Source organism: Bacteroides sedimenti (assembly GCF_040365225.1).
GTDB lineage: Bacteria > Bacteroidota > Bacteroidia > Bacteroidales > Bacteroidaceae > Bacteroides > Bacteroides sedimenti.
Window position 1 is genome coordinate 1,519,494 of record NZ_AP028055.1, and the last position, 18,641, is coordinate 1,538,134.

16 protein-coding genes are annotated in these 18,641 nt (G+C 40.6%); 9 read left to right on the forward strand and 7 right to left on the reverse strand.

Annotated features, from left to right (window positions below; all coding sequences use genetic code 11):
• Window positions 1-267: 267 nt before the first annotated feature.
• Entirely contained in the window at window positions 268-429 is a 162-nt protein-coding gene (locus ABWU87_RS06170; RefSeq protein WP_353334114.1) for a hypothetical protein, read from the forward strand.
• Window positions 430-432: 3 nt separating this feature from the next.
• Here ABWU87_RS06170 and ABWU87_RS06175 read toward each other — a convergent pair whose 3' ends face one another.
• The 4 genes from ABWU87_RS06175 to ABWU87_RS06190 all read right to left on the reverse strand — a co-directional run bounded on the left by ABWU87_RS06175 (window position 433) and on the right by ABWU87_RS06190 (window position 3,550).
• The gene (locus ABWU87_RS06175; RefSeq protein WP_353334115.1) at window positions 433-615 is read right to left on the reverse strand and encodes a type II toxin-antitoxin system HicB family antitoxin; all 183 of its coding nucleotides are present in this window, start codon (window positions 613-615) and stop codon (window positions 433-435) included.
• A 7-nt stretch (window positions 616-622) separates the two neighbouring features.
• A complete protein-coding gene (locus tag ABWU87_RS06180) occupies window positions 623-1,735 on the reverse strand; it encodes a glycosyltransferase family protein (protein ID WP_353334116.1) in 1,113 nt (370 codons plus the stop codon).
• Window positions 1,732-2,532: a UDP-2,3-diacylglucosamine diphosphatase gene (locus ABWU87_RS06185; protein ID WP_353334117.1), complete on the reverse strand. Its 801-nt coding sequence runs from the start codon at window positions 2,530-2,532 to the stop codon at window positions 1,732-1,734. Before ABWU87_RS06185 ends, ABWU87_RS06180 begins: the two co-directional genes overlap by 4 nt.
• A 94-nt stretch (window positions 2,533-2,626) precedes the next feature.
• Window positions 2,627-3,550: a magnesium transporter CorA family protein gene (locus ABWU87_RS06190; RefSeq protein WP_353334118.1), complete on the reverse strand. Its 924-nt coding sequence runs from the start codon at window positions 3,548-3,550 to the stop codon at window positions 2,627-2,629.
• Between the two features lie 444 nt (window positions 3,551-3,994).
• Between ABWU87_RS06190 and ABWU87_RS06195 the strand changes: the two genes are divergently transcribed.
• The 4 genes from ABWU87_RS06195 to trxA (ABWU87_RS06210) all read left to right on the forward strand — a co-directional run bounded on the left by ABWU87_RS06195 (window position 3,995) and on the right by trxA (ABWU87_RS06210) (window position 7,465).
• Window positions 3,995-5,263 carry a magnesium transporter gene (locus tag ABWU87_RS06195; RefSeq protein WP_353334119.1) on the forward strand — a complete coding sequence of 423 codons (1,269 nt, stop codon included), beginning with the start codon at window positions 3,995-3,997 and terminating at the stop codon, window positions 5,261-5,263.
• Between the two features lie 14 nt (window positions 5,264-5,277).
• A complete protein-coding gene (locus ABWU87_RS06200) occupies window positions 5,278-6,522 on the forward strand; it encodes an Nramp family divalent metal transporter (RefSeq protein WP_353334120.1) in 1,245 nt (414 codons plus the stop codon).
• A gap of 130 nt (window positions 6,523-6,652) precedes the next feature.
• Complete coding sequence (gene trxA, locus ABWU87_RS06205) at window positions 6,653-6,949, forward strand: thioredoxin (protein WP_353334121.1); 297 nt, start codon at window positions 6,653-6,655, stop codon at window positions 6,947-6,949.
• A gap of 6 nt (window positions 6,950-6,955) precedes the next feature.
• Window positions 6,956-7,465 (forward strand): thioredoxin, encoded by a 510-nt coding sequence (gene trxA / locus ABWU87_RS06210; protein WP_353334122.1) that lies wholly within the window; start codon window positions 6,956-6,958, stop codon window positions 7,463-7,465.
• Window positions 7,466-7,800: 335 nt separating this feature from the next.
• Here the strand turns inward: trxA (ABWU87_RS06210) and ABWU87_RS06215 are convergent, their stop codons facing one another.
• Both ABWU87_RS06215 and ABWU87_RS06220 read right to left on the reverse strand, forming a co-directional pair.
• Window positions 7,801-8,349 (reverse strand): NADH peroxidase, encoded by a 549-nt coding sequence (locus tag ABWU87_RS06215; protein WP_353334123.1) that lies wholly within the window; start codon window positions 8,347-8,349, stop codon window positions 7,801-7,803.
• A gap of 18 nt (window positions 8,350-8,367) precedes the next feature.
• Entirely contained in the window at window positions 8,368-8,787 is a 420-nt protein-coding gene (locus ABWU87_RS06220) for a Fur family transcriptional regulator (RefSeq protein ID WP_353334124.1), read from the reverse strand.
• A 295-nt stretch (window positions 8,788-9,082) separates the two neighbouring features.
• Here ABWU87_RS06220 and ABWU87_RS06225 point away from each other — a divergent pair, with 295 nt between their 5' ends.
• The 3 genes from ABWU87_RS06225 to ABWU87_RS06235 all read left to right on the forward strand — a co-directional run bounded on the left by ABWU87_RS06225 (window position 9,083) and on the right by ABWU87_RS06235 (window position 15,456).
• Window positions 9,083-11,008, forward strand: coding sequence for an NAD(+) synthase (locus ABWU87_RS06225; protein WP_353334125.1), 1,926 nt, complete (start codon window positions 9,083-9,085; stop codon window positions 11,006-11,008).
• A gap of 540 nt (window positions 11,009-11,548) precedes the next feature.
• On the forward strand, window positions 11,549-13,084 hold the full coding sequence (locus ABWU87_RS06230) for an MGH1-like glycoside hydrolase domain-containing protein (protein WP_353334126.1): 1,536 nt from the start codon (window positions 11,549-11,551) through the stop codon (window positions 13,082-13,084).
• Between the two features lie 92 nt (window positions 13,085-13,176).
• Window positions 13,177-15,456: a family 20 glycosylhydrolase gene (locus ABWU87_RS06235; protein ID WP_353334127.1), complete on the forward strand. Its 2,280-nt coding sequence runs from the start codon at window positions 13,177-13,179 to the stop codon at window positions 15,454-15,456.
• 237 nt (window positions 15,457-15,693) lie between these two features.
• On the opposite strand, the gene ABWU87_RS06240 is transcribed toward ABWU87_RS06235, so the two are convergent.
• On the reverse strand, window positions 15,694-15,984 hold the full coding sequence (locus tag ABWU87_RS06240; protein WP_353334128.1) for a DUF6804 family protein: 291 nt from the start codon (window positions 15,982-15,984) through the stop codon (window positions 15,694-15,696).
• A gap of 423 nt (window positions 15,985-16,407) precedes the next feature.
• Here ABWU87_RS06240 and ABWU87_RS06245 point away from each other — a divergent pair, with 423 nt between their 5' ends.
• Entirely contained in the window at window positions 16,408-18,555 is a 2,148-nt protein-coding gene (locus tag ABWU87_RS06245; protein ID WP_353334129.1) for an alpha-N-acetylglucosaminidase, read from the forward strand.
• Window positions 18,556-18,641: the final 86 nt, after the last annotated feature.

Consider the following 18,641-nt stretch of genomic DNA (forward strand, 5'->3'; position numbering starts at 1 on the left):
AATGATCTTTTATCTCAGAGTCTACATTGTTGGCGATTCTTCTTTTTTCTCATTCCTCTCCCCTTGTTATCTCATATCCCCGGCTAATATATTTTTTTAGAAATAGCCAAGCCGTTTAAAATGGACAAGCTCCTTAAAATAAAACACATTCAAGCATGACGCCCACACAGAATATGCAAAATCGTGCAGTATCTTCCAAACATCTGTAATCGGTTTTACAACTCATAAAATAACAATTGCTCTTTATAAGCAATAAAATCCTTCTAAATGGTCAAGAGATTATTATTTGCCGTTGTGTTTACGTCCGTACACCCGGATGTACACCATCTGTACATCCGGATGGACGCTACCCGTACATCCGGGAGGACAGGGCGGGTAGACCCGGATAGAGAAAGGAATTCATCTAATCAAAAATCAGATTTTACGTAATAATCAGACGAATTCGTCTACCAGATACATCCAATGGATATAGTCATTTATTGTTTCCTGAAGAGAATCGAGGGCCTCTTCGGGAGTATCTCCATGTACCATACACTGCATATTCCAGGAGAGGTAAGCGCAGTATCCACCATCGGTGGTACGCTCTATAACGTAATCTTCTTTATTCAGTTTCATAGTTACATCAATTAAAAAATGCAGGAATGGCAAGTGTCAGCCTATGGTCGGTACTTTTTTCAAGTTCCTCTATAAGAAGTCGTTCGCAACTGTTTACCCAGTAAACAAAAGAACGATTGGGTATATAATCTTCCGAGAACTCAACCAAACGGTCCAACTCAAAAGAGTCGGCCATTATTCCGGCTCCTGCCCTGGCAGCATCATATGCATTGCAATCCTGCTCAATATGTGCCGGAACCATCAGCACCGGTTTTCCCAGATACATTGCTTCGCACACCGATTCAAACCCGGCTGTGGTGGCATATGCCCGACAACCGCTCATATACTCCAGAAATTTCACATCGTTCAGTGCATGAAAAGAGAGATTCTCCGTTACCTGCATCTCTTCGGGAGCATCGGGTTTGTCCCAGAAAAAGTGCAAAGGCTGCTCCGGATGGTTAAAATGATAGGAAAGCACATGGTCGGCATAGCCGGCATTCACCATATATCCGTGAATATAATCGCCTTGCTTCGGCTGAAGAGAAAAAATTTCACGACGCAGCAGCGGAGGAACCACCTTGATATTGAGGTGCATATCGTCATCCATCTTCGAGAAAGAGAGGGCAAGTCTTTTAGAACAGCCTATGCTGGTAAGGCGGGTAAAGAAGCGAAGCATCATGAGACTGAAAGGGCTTTTCCTTGGAAATTCAAAATCCTTATGCAGAAAAAGATATTGATGCCCGATGCACACATAGGGAATCCGGGGACGCAGGAAAGTGTAAGTTAATCCTGTGAGAAGTTCGTAGAAGTTTATAACAACGTCGGCGCCGGATTCGTCTATGCGCTGCTTGATATATTGCATACTTTTAAGATATGCCGGCAGATGAAGCAGGTTATAAGCCACGCTTCGCCCTAGGTGAACACGCTTATTTTGTGCGGATGGAAGGAAATTCGGACTGATAAACCGCTTAACTGGCGCTTTGATATTCCGGTTGAAGAATCCCGGAAGCGACCGTGACGAGCTTTTACCAACTAGTACCTCCACCACTTCGTGACCGTTCTTCAACAACATCTCTTCCAGGGTGATGGCTTGTGTAAAATGCCCTCTACCCTCTCCTTGTACTATGAACAGGAATTTCATGATGCAATGCAGATTTCGTCAATTACCTCTTCTCGGTTTGCCTCCATCAGCATTCCTTCATAATAACGAACGCTCCAGTTTCCTTTTTCATCCTCAACCAGAGCCGAAAGCGTTTCAACCCAATCGCCGGAATTCAGGTAATGAATCTCTTCGTAAAACCTGTTCTCGGGATGGTGAATATGTCCGCAGATAATGCCGTTGCACCGCTTTATGCGAGCCAATTCCACTAGTTCCTTTTCAAAATCGGAGATATAAGATACCGCCGATTTTACTTTCTGTTTTACGGATTGTGAAAGCGAGTAGTAAGGTTTACCCTTCTTTACCCTTCGGGCATTGTATATTTTGTTCAGCCACAGCAGGAAGGAGTATCCCACATCGCCCAGTTTGGCCAGCCATTTCATCTGGGTGGTTACTGAGTCGAACACATCTCCGTGAGTAACGTAATAGCGTTTTCCGTGACTTTCGTGTGTATAGTCTTTTACAATTTTAAGGTTATAGAGTGTCAGCGGAGCCAGATTATCGAGAAAGTCGTCGTGATTACCACGTACATAGATAACTTCCGTTCCGAAGTTCTCCATCATTTTCATAATCACTTTAAAGAATTGCGTGTGTTTGGCTTTCCATTTGTTGAGTCCGCCTTTCTGCAACTGCCAGCCATCAATGATGTCTCCGTTCAGAATAAGCTTATCACAATTGATCGATTTAAGGAAGGAGCTCACCTCTTCAGTTTTTGAATGAGCTGTTCCTAGGTGAATGTCCGAAAGAACTACGGTAGGATAATAAGTACGTAATTGCATAATCTTTTGTTTTTTGCTACACAAAAGTCATGCAATTACATTACAATCAGGTTAATACAGAATTACTTTCCTGTTAAGTTATTTAATTTTAAGATTATAGCCAGCGCTTCTTTCTGAAAATCCATAAGAATCCGCCGCATATCAAAACAGATATGCCAAATACAAAAGCGAATCCCCAGTTTGTATCTTCCATCCCGTTTTTTATGTTCATTCCAAACATGCTCGAAATCAATGTGGGAAACATAAGAATAATCGAAATGGATGTCAACATCCGCATGATGCTGTTCACGTTATTGCTGATTATCGAAGAATAAGCATCCATCATTCCGCTCAGGATATTGCTGTAGATGTTGGCCGATTCATGAGCCTGTTTTAGTTCAATCTCCACATCTTCAATCAGTTCCACGTCAAGTTCATCTACCGGAAGTTTGAATTTAAGTCTGGAAAGCAGAATTTCGTTACCTTTCAGCGAGGTGATAAAGAACGTCAGGCAATTTTCCAGGTGGAAAAGGCTCAGCAATTCTTTATTCTCAATCGAACGTTCCAGGTCTCTCTTCACTGCCTCAATCCGTTGATTGATAATTTTCAGCGACTTCAGGTACCATACCGATGAGGAAAGGAAAAGCTTAAAGATAAGGTCCACCGTATCAGTGAATCCCATATTTTTCCGACGGTAAAACGTCAGGAAATCTTTTAGCATATTCGTTTGATAATGGCAAATGGAAATGCAGATGTTATCCTTGAAAAGAATACCGAGTGGCACCGTAATAAAAGGAACTTTAGAATCGTCTTGTCTGTGAGGAATTCTTAAAATGATAAATGTCCATTCATCTTCTGTTTCCACACGCGGACGTTCATCAATATCGGCAATATCCGAAAGGAAATATTCTGGAACTTTTAATGTATTTTGTAAGTACGCATAGTCTTCAGCATCAGGACACTCTATTTTAACCCAGCAGTTTGGTTCCCATTGAGAAAGAGCTTCTAAGCCATAGCTACCTCTTAGAAAAGTTTTCATGTTTTACCCTCCATTCATTACGAACAAAGGATTCAGTCACGAAAGACCTTTGTTCAGATGTTAATTCTTACTATGATAATCGTCCATTTTATATTGAGAATGATTTCAGCTGCAAAAGTAGACAAATATACTCAATTTCCAATACAATTCTTAAAAAAACATTTTCAAATTAAATTATTCTTATTTTATAAAAAGAGCGCCTGCTTATAACTTTTAACATAATACAGATGACAATATTTAACTCTTCTTGTTAGTATAAAAAAGGATAATTGTTTTTCTGTTTAACCAAAAGGAAGTACTTTTGCGCCACTAAAAAATCAATTTCATACAAAAATGGACGAAGGCCCTGCGGATATATTAAAATTAGAGTATTAACCTGATATAGCGAAGTTGTCATTCGTTTGCGCATGCTCCTTTCTATATCATAAACAAAGAGAGGAGTATATGAAATCTTTGACCACGTTTTATTTAAGCCGTGTCATTGGAAAGAAAGTGTATAACACTAACGGCAATTTTGTGGGTACAGTTAAGGATTTGCTAGTCGATTCCGCCTATTTAAGTCAAACATCAGAACGTCCTCTGGTAAATGGCATCAAAATCAAATGCAACGGTCAGTTTGCATTTTATTCATTCCAATATTTTAAAGTCGACAAAGTCAACGGGAAAATGAAAATAACCTGTGACCAACTTGTTGAACTATCTCCTGAAAGCATTGAAAATGACTTGCACCTGGCAAGCGTGGTTCTTGATAAACAAATCGTTGATCTCAACGGCCGAAAGTTGGTTCGTGTAAACGATATCCGACTTGCTACCATTGCCAATGGCACCTTTGCGGTTGCGGTAGATATAGGGATTGAAGGACTACTGCGAAGAATCGGGATTGCCAAACCCATCAAAAGAACCTTGTCGAGGTTCCATGTCAACATTCCAGCCAAGTTTATTCTTTGGGAAGATGTGGAAGCCATCGATTTTTCAAACTTAAACATAAAACTTTCTAAAAGTCATTCCAAGCTTCAAACCCTTCACCCTTCCGATTTGGCTGATATCATGGAAGACTTAGGTCGAAAAGCGAGCGAAGAGATGTTCTTGTCGTTGGATGAAGAAAAAGCAGCCGACGTACTTGAAGAGCTGGAACCGGATGTTCAGATTCATCTTATAGAAAGTCTTTCGGTAGAAAAAGCAGCCGATATTCTGGAGAAAATGCCAGCCGATGAGATCACAGATATCTTAAATTCGCTGGAAGACGAGAAAGCGGAACTCCTGCTGAACGAAATGGAAAAGAAAACATCCCAGGAAGTTCGGGAATTATTGGTTTATCCGGAGAACTCAGTGGGAAGTATCATGGCTACCGAATACATGTCGTTCAGTAAAGACATCACCGTCAATGAAATTCTGAATGAACTGAGGGATAAGAAGCCCGAAGCAGCAACACTGTATAATCTATTTGTTACCGACGAGAAAGATGAATTAATCGCAACCTTCTCACTGCGTGATATGGTTGTCTCCTCTCCCGAAACAAAAGTTAGCGAAATTATGCAGCCTTCCCCAATCTTTTTGCGGGATGACGAGGAGATAGATGAAATCGCCGAACTCGTTTCCAAATACAACATGTTGGCAATACCGGTAGTCGATAATGACGATATACTACAAGGAGTGGTAGTCATTGACGACGTTATCGAGGACTTAATTAACAAACGCAGAACCAACAAATAAGAATACCGCATTTTATGTTCAAAAATAAAAAGACTTTTTTTCGTCAGCTAGGAATGTTCCTGGCTATTCTAGGCCCTGGAATCATTACCGGAAGTGTTGATAACGATGCAGGTGGAATCACCACCTATTCCGTTGCAGGTGCAGTTTATGGCTATAATCTGCTCTGGACACTTGTTCCTTCATTTATTGTACTTATCGTTATTCAGGAGATGAATGCCCGAATGGGTATTGTTACCGGTAAAGGGCTTGCCGACCTTATTCGTGAGAATGCAGGAGTAAAAATTACCTTTTTTATATTTATCGGTCTGCTTGCTGCCGACATAGGTAATACCACCACCGAGTTTGCAGGTGTGGCAGGTAGTATGGAACTGTTTGGGGTAAGCAAATACATTTCTGTTCCCATAGTCGGAATTCTGGTTTGGATATTAGTCGTCAAGGGCACCTATCAGATTGCCGAACGAATATTTCTGCTATTCAGCATTTCATTATTAATGTACGTTGTATCAGCAGTTATGGGAAAACCTCATTGGGGAGAAATAGGTCATGCAATGGTTCATCCGCAAATGGAGATGAACACTAAGAGTCTGGCCATGATTATCGGTATTATCGGTACAACCATTGCTCCCTGGATGCAGTTTTACATGCAATCGTCCGTTATCGAGAAAGGGCTGAAGATGAAGAATTACAAATATTCCCTCATCGATATTGTTGTAGGATGCGTTGCTACCGTTGTAGTTGCCTTCTTTATCATCGTTGCCTGCGCTTCAACTTTGCATGTTAACGGAGTACAGATAAACGAAGCAAAGGACGCTGCTATGGCTTTGAAGCCCCTTGCTGGCGAGCTCGCATCGCAGTTCTTTGCGTTTGGTCTTTTCATTGCCTCTATCTTTTCGGCAACCATCCTACCATTGGCTACAGCCTTTTATGTTTGTGAAGCTTTTGGGTTCGAAGCCGGCATTGACAAGAAATGGGACGAAGCAAAAGAGTTTTATATCCTCTATACAGGTATCCTTATTCTTTCTGTCATCATCATCCTTATTCCTAATGCACCACTAATTGAGATATCGCTGTGGTCGCAGGTTATCAACGGAATTCTTCTGCCCGTTGTACTTGTATGCATGATTCTACTGGTGAATAACAAAAAGATCATGGGCCAATATGTAAACAAGCCTGTCAACAATATTATCGGATGGGGCTCGGTAATTATTCTGATTGCCCTTTCTCTACTACTTTTGATACTGCCATTATTCAGTAAATAGTAGTTCCGTTAGTAAAACCCGGCAGAATAAAAATCTGCCGGTAAAAACAAAAAGCAACAATTGGATGTTCACTCCATATATAATATATTTGTCCAATTCATCAGATAAATAACTATTAAATAGAAAATATATGGAAAAGTTTGTAGATGTAATCCAGAGTAATAGTCCGGTATTAGTGGATTTCTTTGCAGAATGGTGTGGTCCTTGCAAAATAATGAAGCCTATTCTTGAGGACCTGAAAAAACAAATAGGAGATTCGGCCAGAATCATCAAGATTGATGTCGATCAGTACGAAGAACTAGCTGCAAAATATCAGATTCAATCAGTCCCGACTCTGATGATATTCAAAGATGGAGCTCCTAAATGGAGACAATCTGGTGTGATGCAAGCATCTGATTTAAAAGAAATCATTGAAAAATATAAATAAAACAATATGAATAAAATTCTAATTATAGCCACAGTAGTACTTTTGGGAGTGGTCACTTTTGCGTACGCTCATTCTCAGTTGAATCAGAAAGAAGGAACAAATAAAGAAACAATAAGTCAGCAAAGCAACAAAAATAAAATAGGAAAAGGAGTAGTAATTCAGATGAATAAAGATTTGTATCTGAAGAACGTTGCCGACTACCGCAATATCAAAGAATGGAAATTCAAAGGAAACTTACCTGCCGTAATCGATTTTTATGCCGACTGGTGCGGACCCTGCCGCCAGGTAGCTCCTCTTATGAAAGAGCTGGCCAAAGAGTATGAAGGAAAAATCACTATCTACAAAGTAAATACGGACGAGGAAAAAGAGCTTGCAACTGCAATCGGAATAGAGAGCTTACCAACCATAATGTTCATCCCTATGAAGGGAGACCCACAAGTTATTGTCGGATCGGCAGACAAGGCGACCTTTAAAAAGGCTATCGACCAGGTATTGCTGGCCAAGCCTGCCCGGTAATCTTTTGTCCGCTTCATTCAAGAACAGAAAAGCAATAAACTGATTTATATCATTCAACCTCAACTTTCAGAAAGCTGTTTTAAACTAAACCATTTATCAAAACAATGAATGGCAGTTTAGGACAGCTTTCTGCTTTTGTACTCTAACCCTTAAAAGAGGGTGAATTATATGCTATATAGAAATGTGTAGCCCTCTCTCAGGAACAAAATTACTATCATCTTTTTAGGTGAAACATTCCTAATAAATGAATCATTCCTAATAAAAAAGGGACTGCTCCAGAAAGAGCAATCCCTTTAAGATTAACCATAATAATACAAATTTCTATGGAAAACGGATTATTTAAAATACCTATTGTACAATCCTTCGAATCCTTTTCCGTGACGAGCCTCATCTTTACACATTTCATGAACTGTATCATGAATTGCATCCAGATTCAGTTGTTTAGCTCTAGTTGCAATACGCTTCTTATCTTCGCATGCACCTTGCTCAGCATCTTTACGCTTCATCAGGTTTGTTTTGGTATCCCATACCACATCTCCTAGTAATTCTGCAAATTTAGAGGCATGTTCAGCTTCTTCCCAAGCATATCTTTTGAATGCTTCTGCAATTTCAGGATATCCTTCACGATCAGCCTGACGGCTCATAGCCAAGTACATTCCCACTTCAGTACATTCGCCCATAAAGTGATTGTTCAGATCCTTAATCATCTCTTCGTCACAACCCTTCGCCACACCAATTACATGCTCGTCTGCGAAAGTCAGAGCACCTGAAGTCTCTTCTACTTCAACAAATTTGTTGGCAGGAGCCTTACACAACGGACACTTTTCTGGAGCTGCATCACCTTCATGAACATAACCACATACTGTACATCTAAATTTTTTCATGTTTCTTTTGTTTTTGAGTTAATTAATATCTGTGTTTTTAGAACAATTCTTACAGGTTCCTTTGTAATAATAGTGCATTTCAGTAATAATGTGACCATCAGCCTCCATCTGCATTACATTCTTTACTGCCGGAGGCATTGGTAAATCATAAATCTTTCCGCACTTCCTGCACAAAAAGTGTGAATGAGGGGTGGTGTCTCCATCGAAGCATACATTATTTTCATCGATGGTAAGCATCAACGCCGCTCCATGTTCAGCCAATAGTCTCAACGTATTATGCACTGTTGTTTTCGATAATGTAGGCATAGACCCGCACAAATCTGAATAAACCACCTCTGCCGAGGGATGTGTGCGGTGAGTTAATAAGTAATCCATAATAGCAATCCTTTGTAATGAAGGTTTGATATTACATTCCAGCAATTTGTCATATGCATCCATTCTCTTGTTTTCTTTATAAATTTGTAATAATTACATTTTGATATCGATTGCAAAGATATAGAGATTTCATTATTCTCCAAACAAATATCGATTTTTTTTTATTTTTTTTCGCAAGATAATTAATAATATCGATTAATCATTCTGTTATTTCTTTGGAAAACTATTGCAAACTTTCGCGTAGCTTTGATTCATTTGAAAGTTATTAATCCTCCTTTACATAAATAAAAGAGGATATTTAACCGGAATCACATAGATTTCATTATTTTTGCATTACTAATTGATAAACTGAAAGACCATGAACTACGGATTTGTAAAAGTGGCAGCTGCGGTGCCACGGGTTAAAGTAGCCGATTGCCAGTATAATGTCGACCAAATTGAAGGAATGATATTCGAAGCCGAAGAAAAAGGAGTACAGATTATCACCTTCCCCGAATTATGCATTACCGGATACTCCTGCGCCGATCTGTTTGCACAGAATATTCTTCTGGAAAAAGCGGAGATGGGACTGGTACAACTGATGAACAATACCCGTCAGCTTGATATCATTTGCGTGGTAGGCATGCCGGTTGCTACGAACACTATTCTTATCAATGCCGCGGTAGTCTTTCAGCATGGTAAGATTCTTGGTATAGTTCCCAAGACCTATCTGCCCAATTATAAGGAGTTTTACGAACAGCGCTGGTTTACTGCCGCCAGAGATGTGACAGACAAGAATGTACGTCTATGCGGCCAGCTGGCTCCCGTGAGTGCAGACCTTCTTTTTGATACTCCCGATGCCTGTTTTGGCGTTGAAATATGCGAGGACCTCTGGTCGGTCATTCCTCCTAGCTCCAAGCTGGCACTAAAAGGTGCTGAAATTCTGATCAATCTCTCTGCTGACAACGAAGGGATTGCCAAACATAATTATGTACGCTCGCTCATCAGCCAGCAATCGGCCCGTTGCATTGCCGGCTATATCTTTTCATCCTGCGGGTTTGGAGAATCAACTACCGATCTGGTATTTGCAGGCAATGGACTGATTTATGAAAACGGATTACTGATCGCAGAATCAAAACGCTTTAGTCTGGAAGAGCAATTGGTTATAAGCGAAATCGATGTGGAGCGCCTACGAACAGCAAGACGCATTAACACCACATTCTCTGCAAACAGCGGTGATTACAAAGATGCAGAAGCCATTCATGTGACTACCGACATAACCAATGCAAAACCTCTAACCTTGACCCGAAAAATAGAAGCACTCCCATTTGTACCTTCAGGCAAAACACTGAATGAACGATGCGAGGAGATTTTCGAGATACAGGTTTCAGGACTAGCCAAACGCCTTGTACATACTCAGGCAAAAACCGCTGTCATTGGTATTTCGGGTGGGCTAGACTCGACACTTGCACTTCTGGTATGCGTAAAGACCTTCGACAAACTAGGTTTATCACGTAAGGGAATACTGGGAGTCACCATGCCAGGCTTCGGAACTACCGACCGTACTTACAACAACGCTATCCGGCTGATGGAGGAACTAGGAATATCCACACGCGAAATTGATATCAAAGCAGCTTGCATACAGCACTTCCGAGATATCAACCACGATATTAACGTACACGATGTGACATACGAAAACTCGCAGGCACGCGAACGTACACAGATTCTGATGGATATCGCCAATCAAACGGGAGGTATGGTGGTTGGTACCGGCGACCTCTCCGAACTGGCACTGGGATGGGCCACCTACAACGGAGACCATATGTCCATGTACGGAGTCAACGTCAGCATTCCCAAAACGCTGGTGAGGCACCTTGTAGACTGGGTTAGCCAAAACGAGGTGGAAGAAGCCGCCTCTGTCATCCTGAACGACATTGTAGACACCCCTATCAGCCCCGAACTTATCCCGGCTGATGAGGATGGAAATATTACGCAAAAGACAGAGGACTTGGTTGGGCCCTACGAATTGCACGACTTCTTCCTGTATCAAACACTACGATTTGGCTTCCGTCCTGCTAAGATTTTCTTTTTGGCAAACATTGCTTTTGGAAGCAGATATGACAAGCCCACCATCAAGAAATGGCTTCACACTTTCTTCCGCCGGTTCTTCAACCAGCAGTTCAAACGTTCCTGTTTGCCCGACGGACCAAAAGTAGGAAGCATCTCCATAAGTCCACGTGGCGACTGGCGCATGCCAAGTGATGCAAGCTCAGCATTATGGCTTAAAGAGATAGAAGAACTCTAAAATCTTTTAAATACAATGAGGCGACCAGTAAAGTGTTCGCCTCTTTTTATTTTTAGAACCGGGATAAGCGGCATCACCCTAATTGACGAGCTCATGCATTTCGGATACACTCATCGACATAGCAACAAGATATAATTTATAAAATCGAGAAATTATCCCGGGGTTCAATATGTCTATTCGGGAGATTAGTTATTATTGCCGGGAAATTAATATTTCCTTGTACAAAACAATGCTTTCTTCTGTACAAAAGAATAAATTGTTCTGTACAAAAGATTGCATTCTTTTGTACAACAAATCATTCATCTTACTAATAGTTATTTCAAAGTCATTCTAATCTTATATGTTTCATTATCAGATTTCTGTTTTTAGCTATTTATTCTTTTTAGAAACGACAATAAAAAGAAAATTGAGCCAAATTAAAACTTCCTGTTACATATATAATCGTTAACTTTGTAAAATAAGAAGTCGGACCATCAGACATATAAGAAAAAACAACACCTTATCTATACTAATTATATCAGACCACAAACAAAACAACAAATGGCAATAATGATGAAAAACCTCTCTGCTTTTTTACTTGCATCTTCATTAATCTGCTCTGCATATACTGCAGCACAACCCAAAGATGCCGCCAATCCGGATTGGCAAAAAGAGATTCCTCGGGTAATTTATCCCGACCAGCAGCTGGTCGATTTATACGAAAAAACTTGGGCCATAGCAGCCGACCGGGTCCGCATTGGTCCGCAAGGACTTCCGGCAAGTCCTTATCTTGATGAGAACTGTTATGAGGACCAAATCTGGATTTGGGATTCCTGCTTTATGGTTATGTTTTCCAAATATGCACCGAAAGCATTTCCCGGAAAAGAGACACTAAATAATCTCTATTACCCAATTCATGAAAACGTGAAGACCCCTTTGCGGATTCATCTCAGAGACAATCCTCCTTTGTTTGCATGGATAGAGCACGATAATTACCGGTTTACAGGAGACTACGAACATTTGAAGCTTGTACTTCAGGATAAGAAATTTCTTCAACGTCATTTCGACTATTTCAACACAGTTCCTAAAGGCAATAAGCAACCGGAGATAAGCCCCAACGAGATTTTCCGCGGCATAGTAAAAGGCAACAAAAATAATATCATCGGTTTCACATGGACAGGAGGTGCCAGCGGTATGGATAATACCCCACGTGGACGCGATGTGGGCGGTTATAACAAAATTATGTGGATAGATGCAATTTCACAACAAGCTCTTTCGGCCTTGTATATTGCCCGTCTTTGCGAACAAGGTAATCTTAAGGCTGAAGCAAAAGATTGGCAAAAGCGCTACGAACTCTTGAAGAAAGAGATTAACAACCGCTACTGGGATAAGAAAGATGGCTATTATTACGACATTGAAATAGCTACCGGAAAACCATGCCGAATAAAGACTCCTGCATCTTTTTGGACTATGCTGGCCGAAATACCTTCAAAGAAACAGGCTGCCCAGATGGTTGAGATGCTGAAATCAGACCGTTTTCTGGGAGGTGATTATCCATGGGTTTCACTGGCACGCGATGATAAGGATTACAATGCTGCAACCGGAGATTACTGGCGAGGCGGAATCTGGCTGCCCATGGCTTATATGGGAACCAAAGCACTCGAGAAATATGGCTATTATGACTTAGCCGACAAGCTTGCAGAAAAGGTATTGCGCCAACAGTTACGTACATATCTGGCAATTACTCCGCATACAATTTGGGAATGTTATAGCCCCGGCAAAGATGAACCTTCAACTGAACATGGACGTCGTGCACGCCCCGATTTCTGTGGGTGGTCTGCTTTAGGCCCCATCTCTCTTTTCATAGAAAATGTATTGGGATTCAATAAGGTAGATGCTATAACAAACACGGTTGAATGGAGACTGAAACCAATGGCAGGCACACAGGGCATCAGGAATCTTCATTTCGGAGACACGGTGACCGACATTGTTTATGATGCCTCAACCCAGAAAATAAACGTAAAAACAAATAGATCGTTTACATTAAAAGTAAATGGAAAAGTGCATCACATAGCTGTTGGTGAATCTGTTATTTAGTGGTATATTTGCGCATAAAAATAAAGTCTGCATATCAAATCACTCCCAATAGATACTCAAACAAATCAAACCAACAAATAATAATTTTAATCATGAAAAGAAGAACCATAACATGTGTTTTAACAGTTTTGTGTTTTAGCCACATTCTGTTCGGGCAAACAGAAAAGGTTTCTATTCTTCCTGCTCCAGCTCACATTAGTGAGAGTTCAGGTACTTATACTTTAAAGAATGGAATTAAAATTGGCGTATCAAACAAGTCATTGTTGCCCGCGGCACTCTATTTGCAAAGTATCCTTCAAGGTTCAGTTACCTCAAAGGTAATTACAGGTAAAGGAGACATCTGCTTGCAATTAGAAAACGGAGCTCAAAAGGAAGGGGCCTACAGCTTACAGGTGAATGCCAAAAACATTGTTGCAAAATCATCCAGTTATTCGGGTATTATAGCTGCAATATCCACTATTCATCAATTATTGCCGGTTGAATCAGTGCAAAAGACAAAAAAGGGAGTTCAGATTCCTTTGGTTAACATAAAAGATGAACCACGTTTTGCCTGGAGAGGTTTAATGCTCGATGCTTCCCGCCATTTCTGGAATAAAGAAGAAGTGAAAAGGGTGCTGGATATGATGACACTGTATAAACTTAATAAATTTCATTGGCATCTGACTGACGATCAGGGTTGGCGCATCGAAATCAAGAAATATCCGTTGCTCACCGAAAAAGGAGCATGGCGTACTTTCAACTCACAAGACAAGGAGTGCATGCGTTTGGCTACAGAACAAAACAATCCCGACTTTCTTATTCCCGAAAACAAGCTGAAGGTTGCAGGCAAAGATACGTTGTATGGAGGATTTTATACTCAGGAAGACATCAAGGAGATTGTTGCTTATGCTTCGCAGCGTGGCATAGAAGTGATTCCGGAAATTGATATGCCCGGTCATTTCTTGGCAGCTATTTCCCAGTATCCCGATGTGGCCTGCACAGGTTTAATAGGATGGGGACAGACTTTCTCTTCTCCAATCTGTCCCGGCAAAGATTCTTCTTTGGAATTCTGCAAGAATATCTACAAAGAGGTTTTTGCTTTGTTTCCTTCTAAATATGTACATCTCGGAGCCGATGAGGTGGAAAAGAGCAACTGGAAAAAATGTCAGGATTGCCAGAACAGAATAAAGAAAGAAGGGCTGGCTTCGGAAGAGGCTCTTCAGGCATGGTTTGTTCGTAATATGGAGCAGTTCTTCAAAGAAAACGGTAAAAGAATGATTGGCTGGGACGAGGTTGTAGGTGACGGATTATCAAAAGATGCCGTAATCATGTGGTGGCGCAGCTGGGAAAAAGGAGCTGTACCTAGTGCACTAGCGCAAGGCAAGAATGTGGTATTATCACCCAATGCCTGCTTTTATTTCGATTACCAACAAGATAAGAATTCATTGAAAAGCATTCTGGAATTCGACCCGATGTCAAACGCAACAGATATTGCCCAACAAAATTTAATCATGGGTGTACAGGCTAATATCTGGACCGAATATATACCTTCGATGAAACGTGTTGAATATATGATCGTTCCCCGAATGATAGCACTTAGTCAGGTTGCCTGGGGCAATAAGGCGAGTAAGATGAGTACAGCCGATTTTATGAAAGCACTAGCATCACAGATGAGCAGGCTCGATAAGATGAATGTAAACTATCGCATCACTGATTTGGATGGTTTCTATAACGTGAATGCTTTTGTAAACGAAGGCCATCTGAATATCAGCTGTCCGCTTCCCGGATTGGAAGTTCGTTATACTACAGATGGGACTGTACCGACAAAATCATCACCATTGTACAAAGGTGATTTGAAGGTTACCGAAACAACCAACTTTATGCTTCGCAGCTTCCGTCCTGATGGTACAGGTTGCGACGTTGTAAATACAAAGTTCATCAAAGAACCATATCTGGAGGCAGACGCCACAGCATCTCCTCAAGAGAATGGCTTGCTCGCCATATGGCACGATTTCAGAGGGAATAAATGTGCAGATATTACCAATGCTCCGAAGAAAGGAGAATATACAGTGGATAATATTTCTATTCCTTCCGAAGTAAAAGGCAACATCGGTCTGGTACTGAAAGGTTATCTGCAAATTCCTCAGGACGACATCTATACCTTTGCACTAACGTCTGACGATGGCAGTATCTTTTCTATTGATGGGAACACGGTTATTGATAATGACGGCCCTCACTCACCTCGTGAAGTAATTGCCCAAAAAGCCCTGAAGAAAGGCCTTCACCCCATTGAAATTCGTTACTTCGACAGCAATGGCGGAATGTTGCAGATGTGTTTAATCAACAAGAACGGAGAAAAAACTATCCTATCGAAAGATTGGTTCAAACACTAATCACTAAGACTGATATAAAAATTTTAATATAAGGAAAAAGGAGGGTGTCCAAAAACGAGACAATCCTCCTTTTTTTATTGCTCTGTCAGGTCTCTCTCTGAACCCATTTACAGATATTCAATTCTCAGGAATTTAATTATGTCTTTATAGTTCTTTTATGTTTATTCAAAGATCCCTATTTCAGATAGTGCACAAGCCAATCAGGCCGACTAGATTCAAACATCAAAAAAGCTGAGGTTACTTATCATTCGACCGCAATATACTTATAACAAGAGCTATTGCCACAGCCACATCTACAACATTCCACAAGCCTCTTCCGAGTGCTATTTTGAAAAAAGGCTGAAAAAGCAACGCCAATGCTCCGTATCCAAAAGCTATTTTTTCCTGATTCTCTTTGTAAGATAGGAATGCAAGATAGGAAAAGGATACAAAACAGATGAAACGCACAGATTGGAAATATCCATATGGCATATTGAATAAACAAAGAAGTAATATAACAGCCAGAGAGATTTTAATAAAGTTTTTCATGCCTGATTATTATTTATTTATACTCTTTAGGTACCGCTGGCAACATTGAGAAAAGTCCGTTCATTCAGTTGCACAGAATATTGAATACGATTGTTTCTATTTCTATATTAGATTTTCTATAACAAATATATAAAGTTTAATTCAGAATTCCCAATATTTTTCATTTTTTACAAAAAAACCAATAATTGAATATAGCGATGCTTCTAAATAGCAACTCAATACGCGCAAACACCGGAATGGTTAATCGTATAATTCTGTTTACGAATATAAAACAGGACATTAGTTGCAATCAGTAAATTAAAAGATAAAATAGCAGAATTTGAAGAGGTTTAGGGGATATATTATAAGTTCAAAAAATATTTTAGTAGTTTTGCCACTCCTAACTAAGATTATTTAAAAACACTAATTATTTTCTCATACACTATGAAATATTTCAATCTACTGTGGGTACTGCTTATATCAGTGACAATGCATGCAAATCCGGTGAATGATTTGCTCGAGAGATTAGACAAGGGGGCTTCAAGGCATTTTATTATCGAGAAGGTGAAAGCTGATGCAGACTTCTTTGAGCTGGACAGCAGAAATGGTAAGATTGTCGTTCGGGGCAACAATTATGTTAATCTTGCTGCGGGTGTAAACTGGTACCTTAAATATTATGCCCATGTGAATATTTCATGGAATAACATGAACGTGAAGTTGCCGAATGTCCTGCCTGAAGTAAAGAAAGCAGAGAGACACGAAACAAATATGAAGTTTCGTTACGACCTCAACTATTGTACTCATTCTTACTCTATGGCATTCTGGGACTGGGAACGCTGGGAGAAAGAGATAGACTGGATGGCGCTTCACGGCATCAACATGCCGCTTTCAATTGTCGGCACGGAAGCTGTCTGGTTCAATGTACTAAAGAAACTTGGGTATAATCGTGACGAGATAAATGAATTCATCTGCGGACCAGGATTTTTTGCCTGGTGGTTGATGAACAATCTTGAAGGCTGGGGCGGTCCTAATCCCGACAGTTGGTACACTCAGCGCATAGCTTTGCAAAAGAAGATCGTGAAGCGTATGCGCGAACTGGGCATTGAGCCTGTTTTTGCAGGGTATTCGGGAATGGTTCCAAACAATGCAAAAGAGAAACTTCAGCTGAATGTTTCCAATCCGGGATTATGGTGCGGTTACCGTCGTCCGGCGTTTCTCCAGCCTACTGACCCAAAGTTCAAGGTTATAGCCGATTTATACTATGAGGAGATGACCCGACTTTTCGGAAAGGCAAACTATTATAGCATGGACCCCTTTCATGAAGGGGGAAATGTTGCAGGTGTCAATCTGGACGAGGCTGGCAAAGCTATTATGTCGGCTATGAAAAAATGCAATCCGAATGCTATATGGGTTGCACAGGCATGGGGAGGCAATCCAAGGGCAGAAATGATTAAAAACCTGAAGCGTGGCGACATGATTGTTCTTGATCTTTTTTCAGAGAGTCGTCCTCAATGGGGAGATCCAGAATCGACATGGTATCGCAAGAATGGTTTTGATGGTCATGACTGGCTATATTGCATGCTTCTCAATTATGGTGGCAATGTAGGACTACATGGAAAAATGCAGCACGTTATTGATGAATACTTCAAAGCAAAATCAACACCTTTTGGTCAAACATTAAAGGGAGTAGGAATAACCATGGAAGGCATTGAGAATAATCCTGTTATGTACGAGCTTCTTTGTGAACTGCCCTGGCATAACGAAAAGTTCTCAAAAGACGAATGGCTCAAAGATTATGTAACCTCTCGCTACGGACGTTTCGATAAGAGTTTGTACGATGCCTGGATTCAATTGAGCAACTCAATCTACAACTGTCCGGCCCTTTCCACTCAACAGGGTACACACGAATCTGTTTTCTGCGCTCGCCCTTCGGATAAAGTATATCAGGTATCAAGCTGGTCGGAAATGAATGATTACTATGATCCGATGGAAGTAATCGAGGCTGCTCGGAAATTCATGTCGGTTGCCGATAACTTCATAGGAAACAACAATTACGAGTACGATATGGTCGATATCCTTCGTCAGGCAATTGCAGAAAAAGGACGTCTTGTGTATAAGGTAATGATGAGTGCCAAAAATGCAAAGGAGAAAGAACTTTTCGAAGAAGCAAGCAAGAGGTTTATGAATCTGCTTGATATGCAAGATAAGCTGCTTGGAACCCGCGCTGAATTTTGCCTTGGAACATGGACAAACAGAGCGGTCAACTTAGGAAAGACTCAGGAGGAAAAGAATCTGTATGAGTGGAACGCTAAAGTTCAGATAACAACCTGGGGTAACAGAACTGCTGCAAATGACGGCGGACTTCGTGACTATGCCCACAGAGAATGGAGCGGTTTACTGAAAGATTTCTATGCAATGAGATGGAGAACATATATTGACAATGTCATTTCTAACTGGAATTCAGCAAAGGATAATCAAATTGATTATTATTCATTGGAAGAAAAGTGGGTAAATAGTCCGATTCATTATTCTCCCGATACAAAGGGAAATCCAGTAAAGGTAGCAAAAGATATCTCCAAACAGATTTTCTAATTCTTGTCCAATAAGGACTATTTAGGGGTAATAAAAAAGACCCTGATTATATAAGGCTGTGCTCACTTTTTCTCAATTCTATGGAA

Coding starts and splice junctions, on each gene's coding strand:
- ABWU87_RS06170 (WP_353334114.1), top strand. CDS start 268: ATGGTCAAGAGATTATTATTTGCCGTTGTGTTTACGTCCGTACACCCG.
- ABWU87_RS06175 (WP_353334115.1), bottom strand. CDS start 615: ATGAAACTGAATAAAGAAGATTACGTTATAGAGCGTACCACCGATGGT.
- ABWU87_RS06180 (WP_353334116.1), bottom strand. CDS start 1,735: ATGAAATTCCTGTTCATAGTACAAGGAGAGGGTAGAGGGCATTTTACA.
- ABWU87_RS06185 (WP_353334117.1), bottom strand. CDS start 2,532: ATGCAATTACGTACTTATTATCCTACCGTAGTTCTTTCGGACATTCAC.
- ABWU87_RS06190 (WP_353334118.1), bottom strand. CDS start 3,550: ATGAAAACTTTTCTAAGAGGTAGCTATGGCTTAGAAGCTCTTTCTCAA.
- ABWU87_RS06195 (WP_353334119.1), top strand. CDS start 3,995: ATGAAATCTTTGACCACGTTTTATTTAAGCCGTGTCATTGGAAAGAAA.
- ABWU87_RS06200 (WP_353334120.1), top strand. CDS start 5,278: ATGTTCAAAAATAAAAAGACTTTTTTTCGTCAGCTAGGAATGTTCCTG.
- trxA (WP_353334121.1), top strand. CDS start 6,653: ATGGAAAAGTTTGTAGATGTAATCCAGAGTAATAGTCCGGTATTAGTG.
- trxA (WP_353334122.1), top strand. CDS start 6,956: ATGAATAAAATTCTAATTATAGCCACAGTAGTACTTTTGGGAGTGGTC.
- ABWU87_RS06215 (WP_353334123.1), bottom strand. CDS start 8,349: ATGAAAAAATTTAGATGTACAGTATGTGGTTATGTTCATGAAGGTGAT.
- ABWU87_RS06220 (WP_353334124.1), bottom strand. CDS start 8,787: ATGGATGCATATGACAAATTGCTGGAATGTAATATCAAACCTTCATTA.
- ABWU87_RS06225 (WP_353334125.1), top strand. CDS start 9,083: ATGAACTACGGATTTGTAAAAGTGGCAGCTGCGGTGCCACGGGTTAAA.
- ABWU87_RS06230 (WP_353334126.1), top strand. CDS start 11,549: ATGGCAATAATGATGAAAAACCTCTCTGCTTTTTTACTTGCATCTTCA.
- ABWU87_RS06235 (WP_353334127.1), top strand. CDS start 13,177: ATGAAAAGAAGAACCATAACATGTGTTTTAACAGTTTTGTGTTTTAGC.
- ABWU87_RS06240 (WP_353334128.1), bottom strand. CDS start 15,984: ATGAAAAACTTTATTAAAATCTCTCTGGCTGTTATATTACTTCTTTGT.
- ABWU87_RS06245 (WP_353334129.1), top strand. CDS start 16,408: ATGAAATATTTCAATCTACTGTGGGTACTGCTTATATCAGTGACAATG.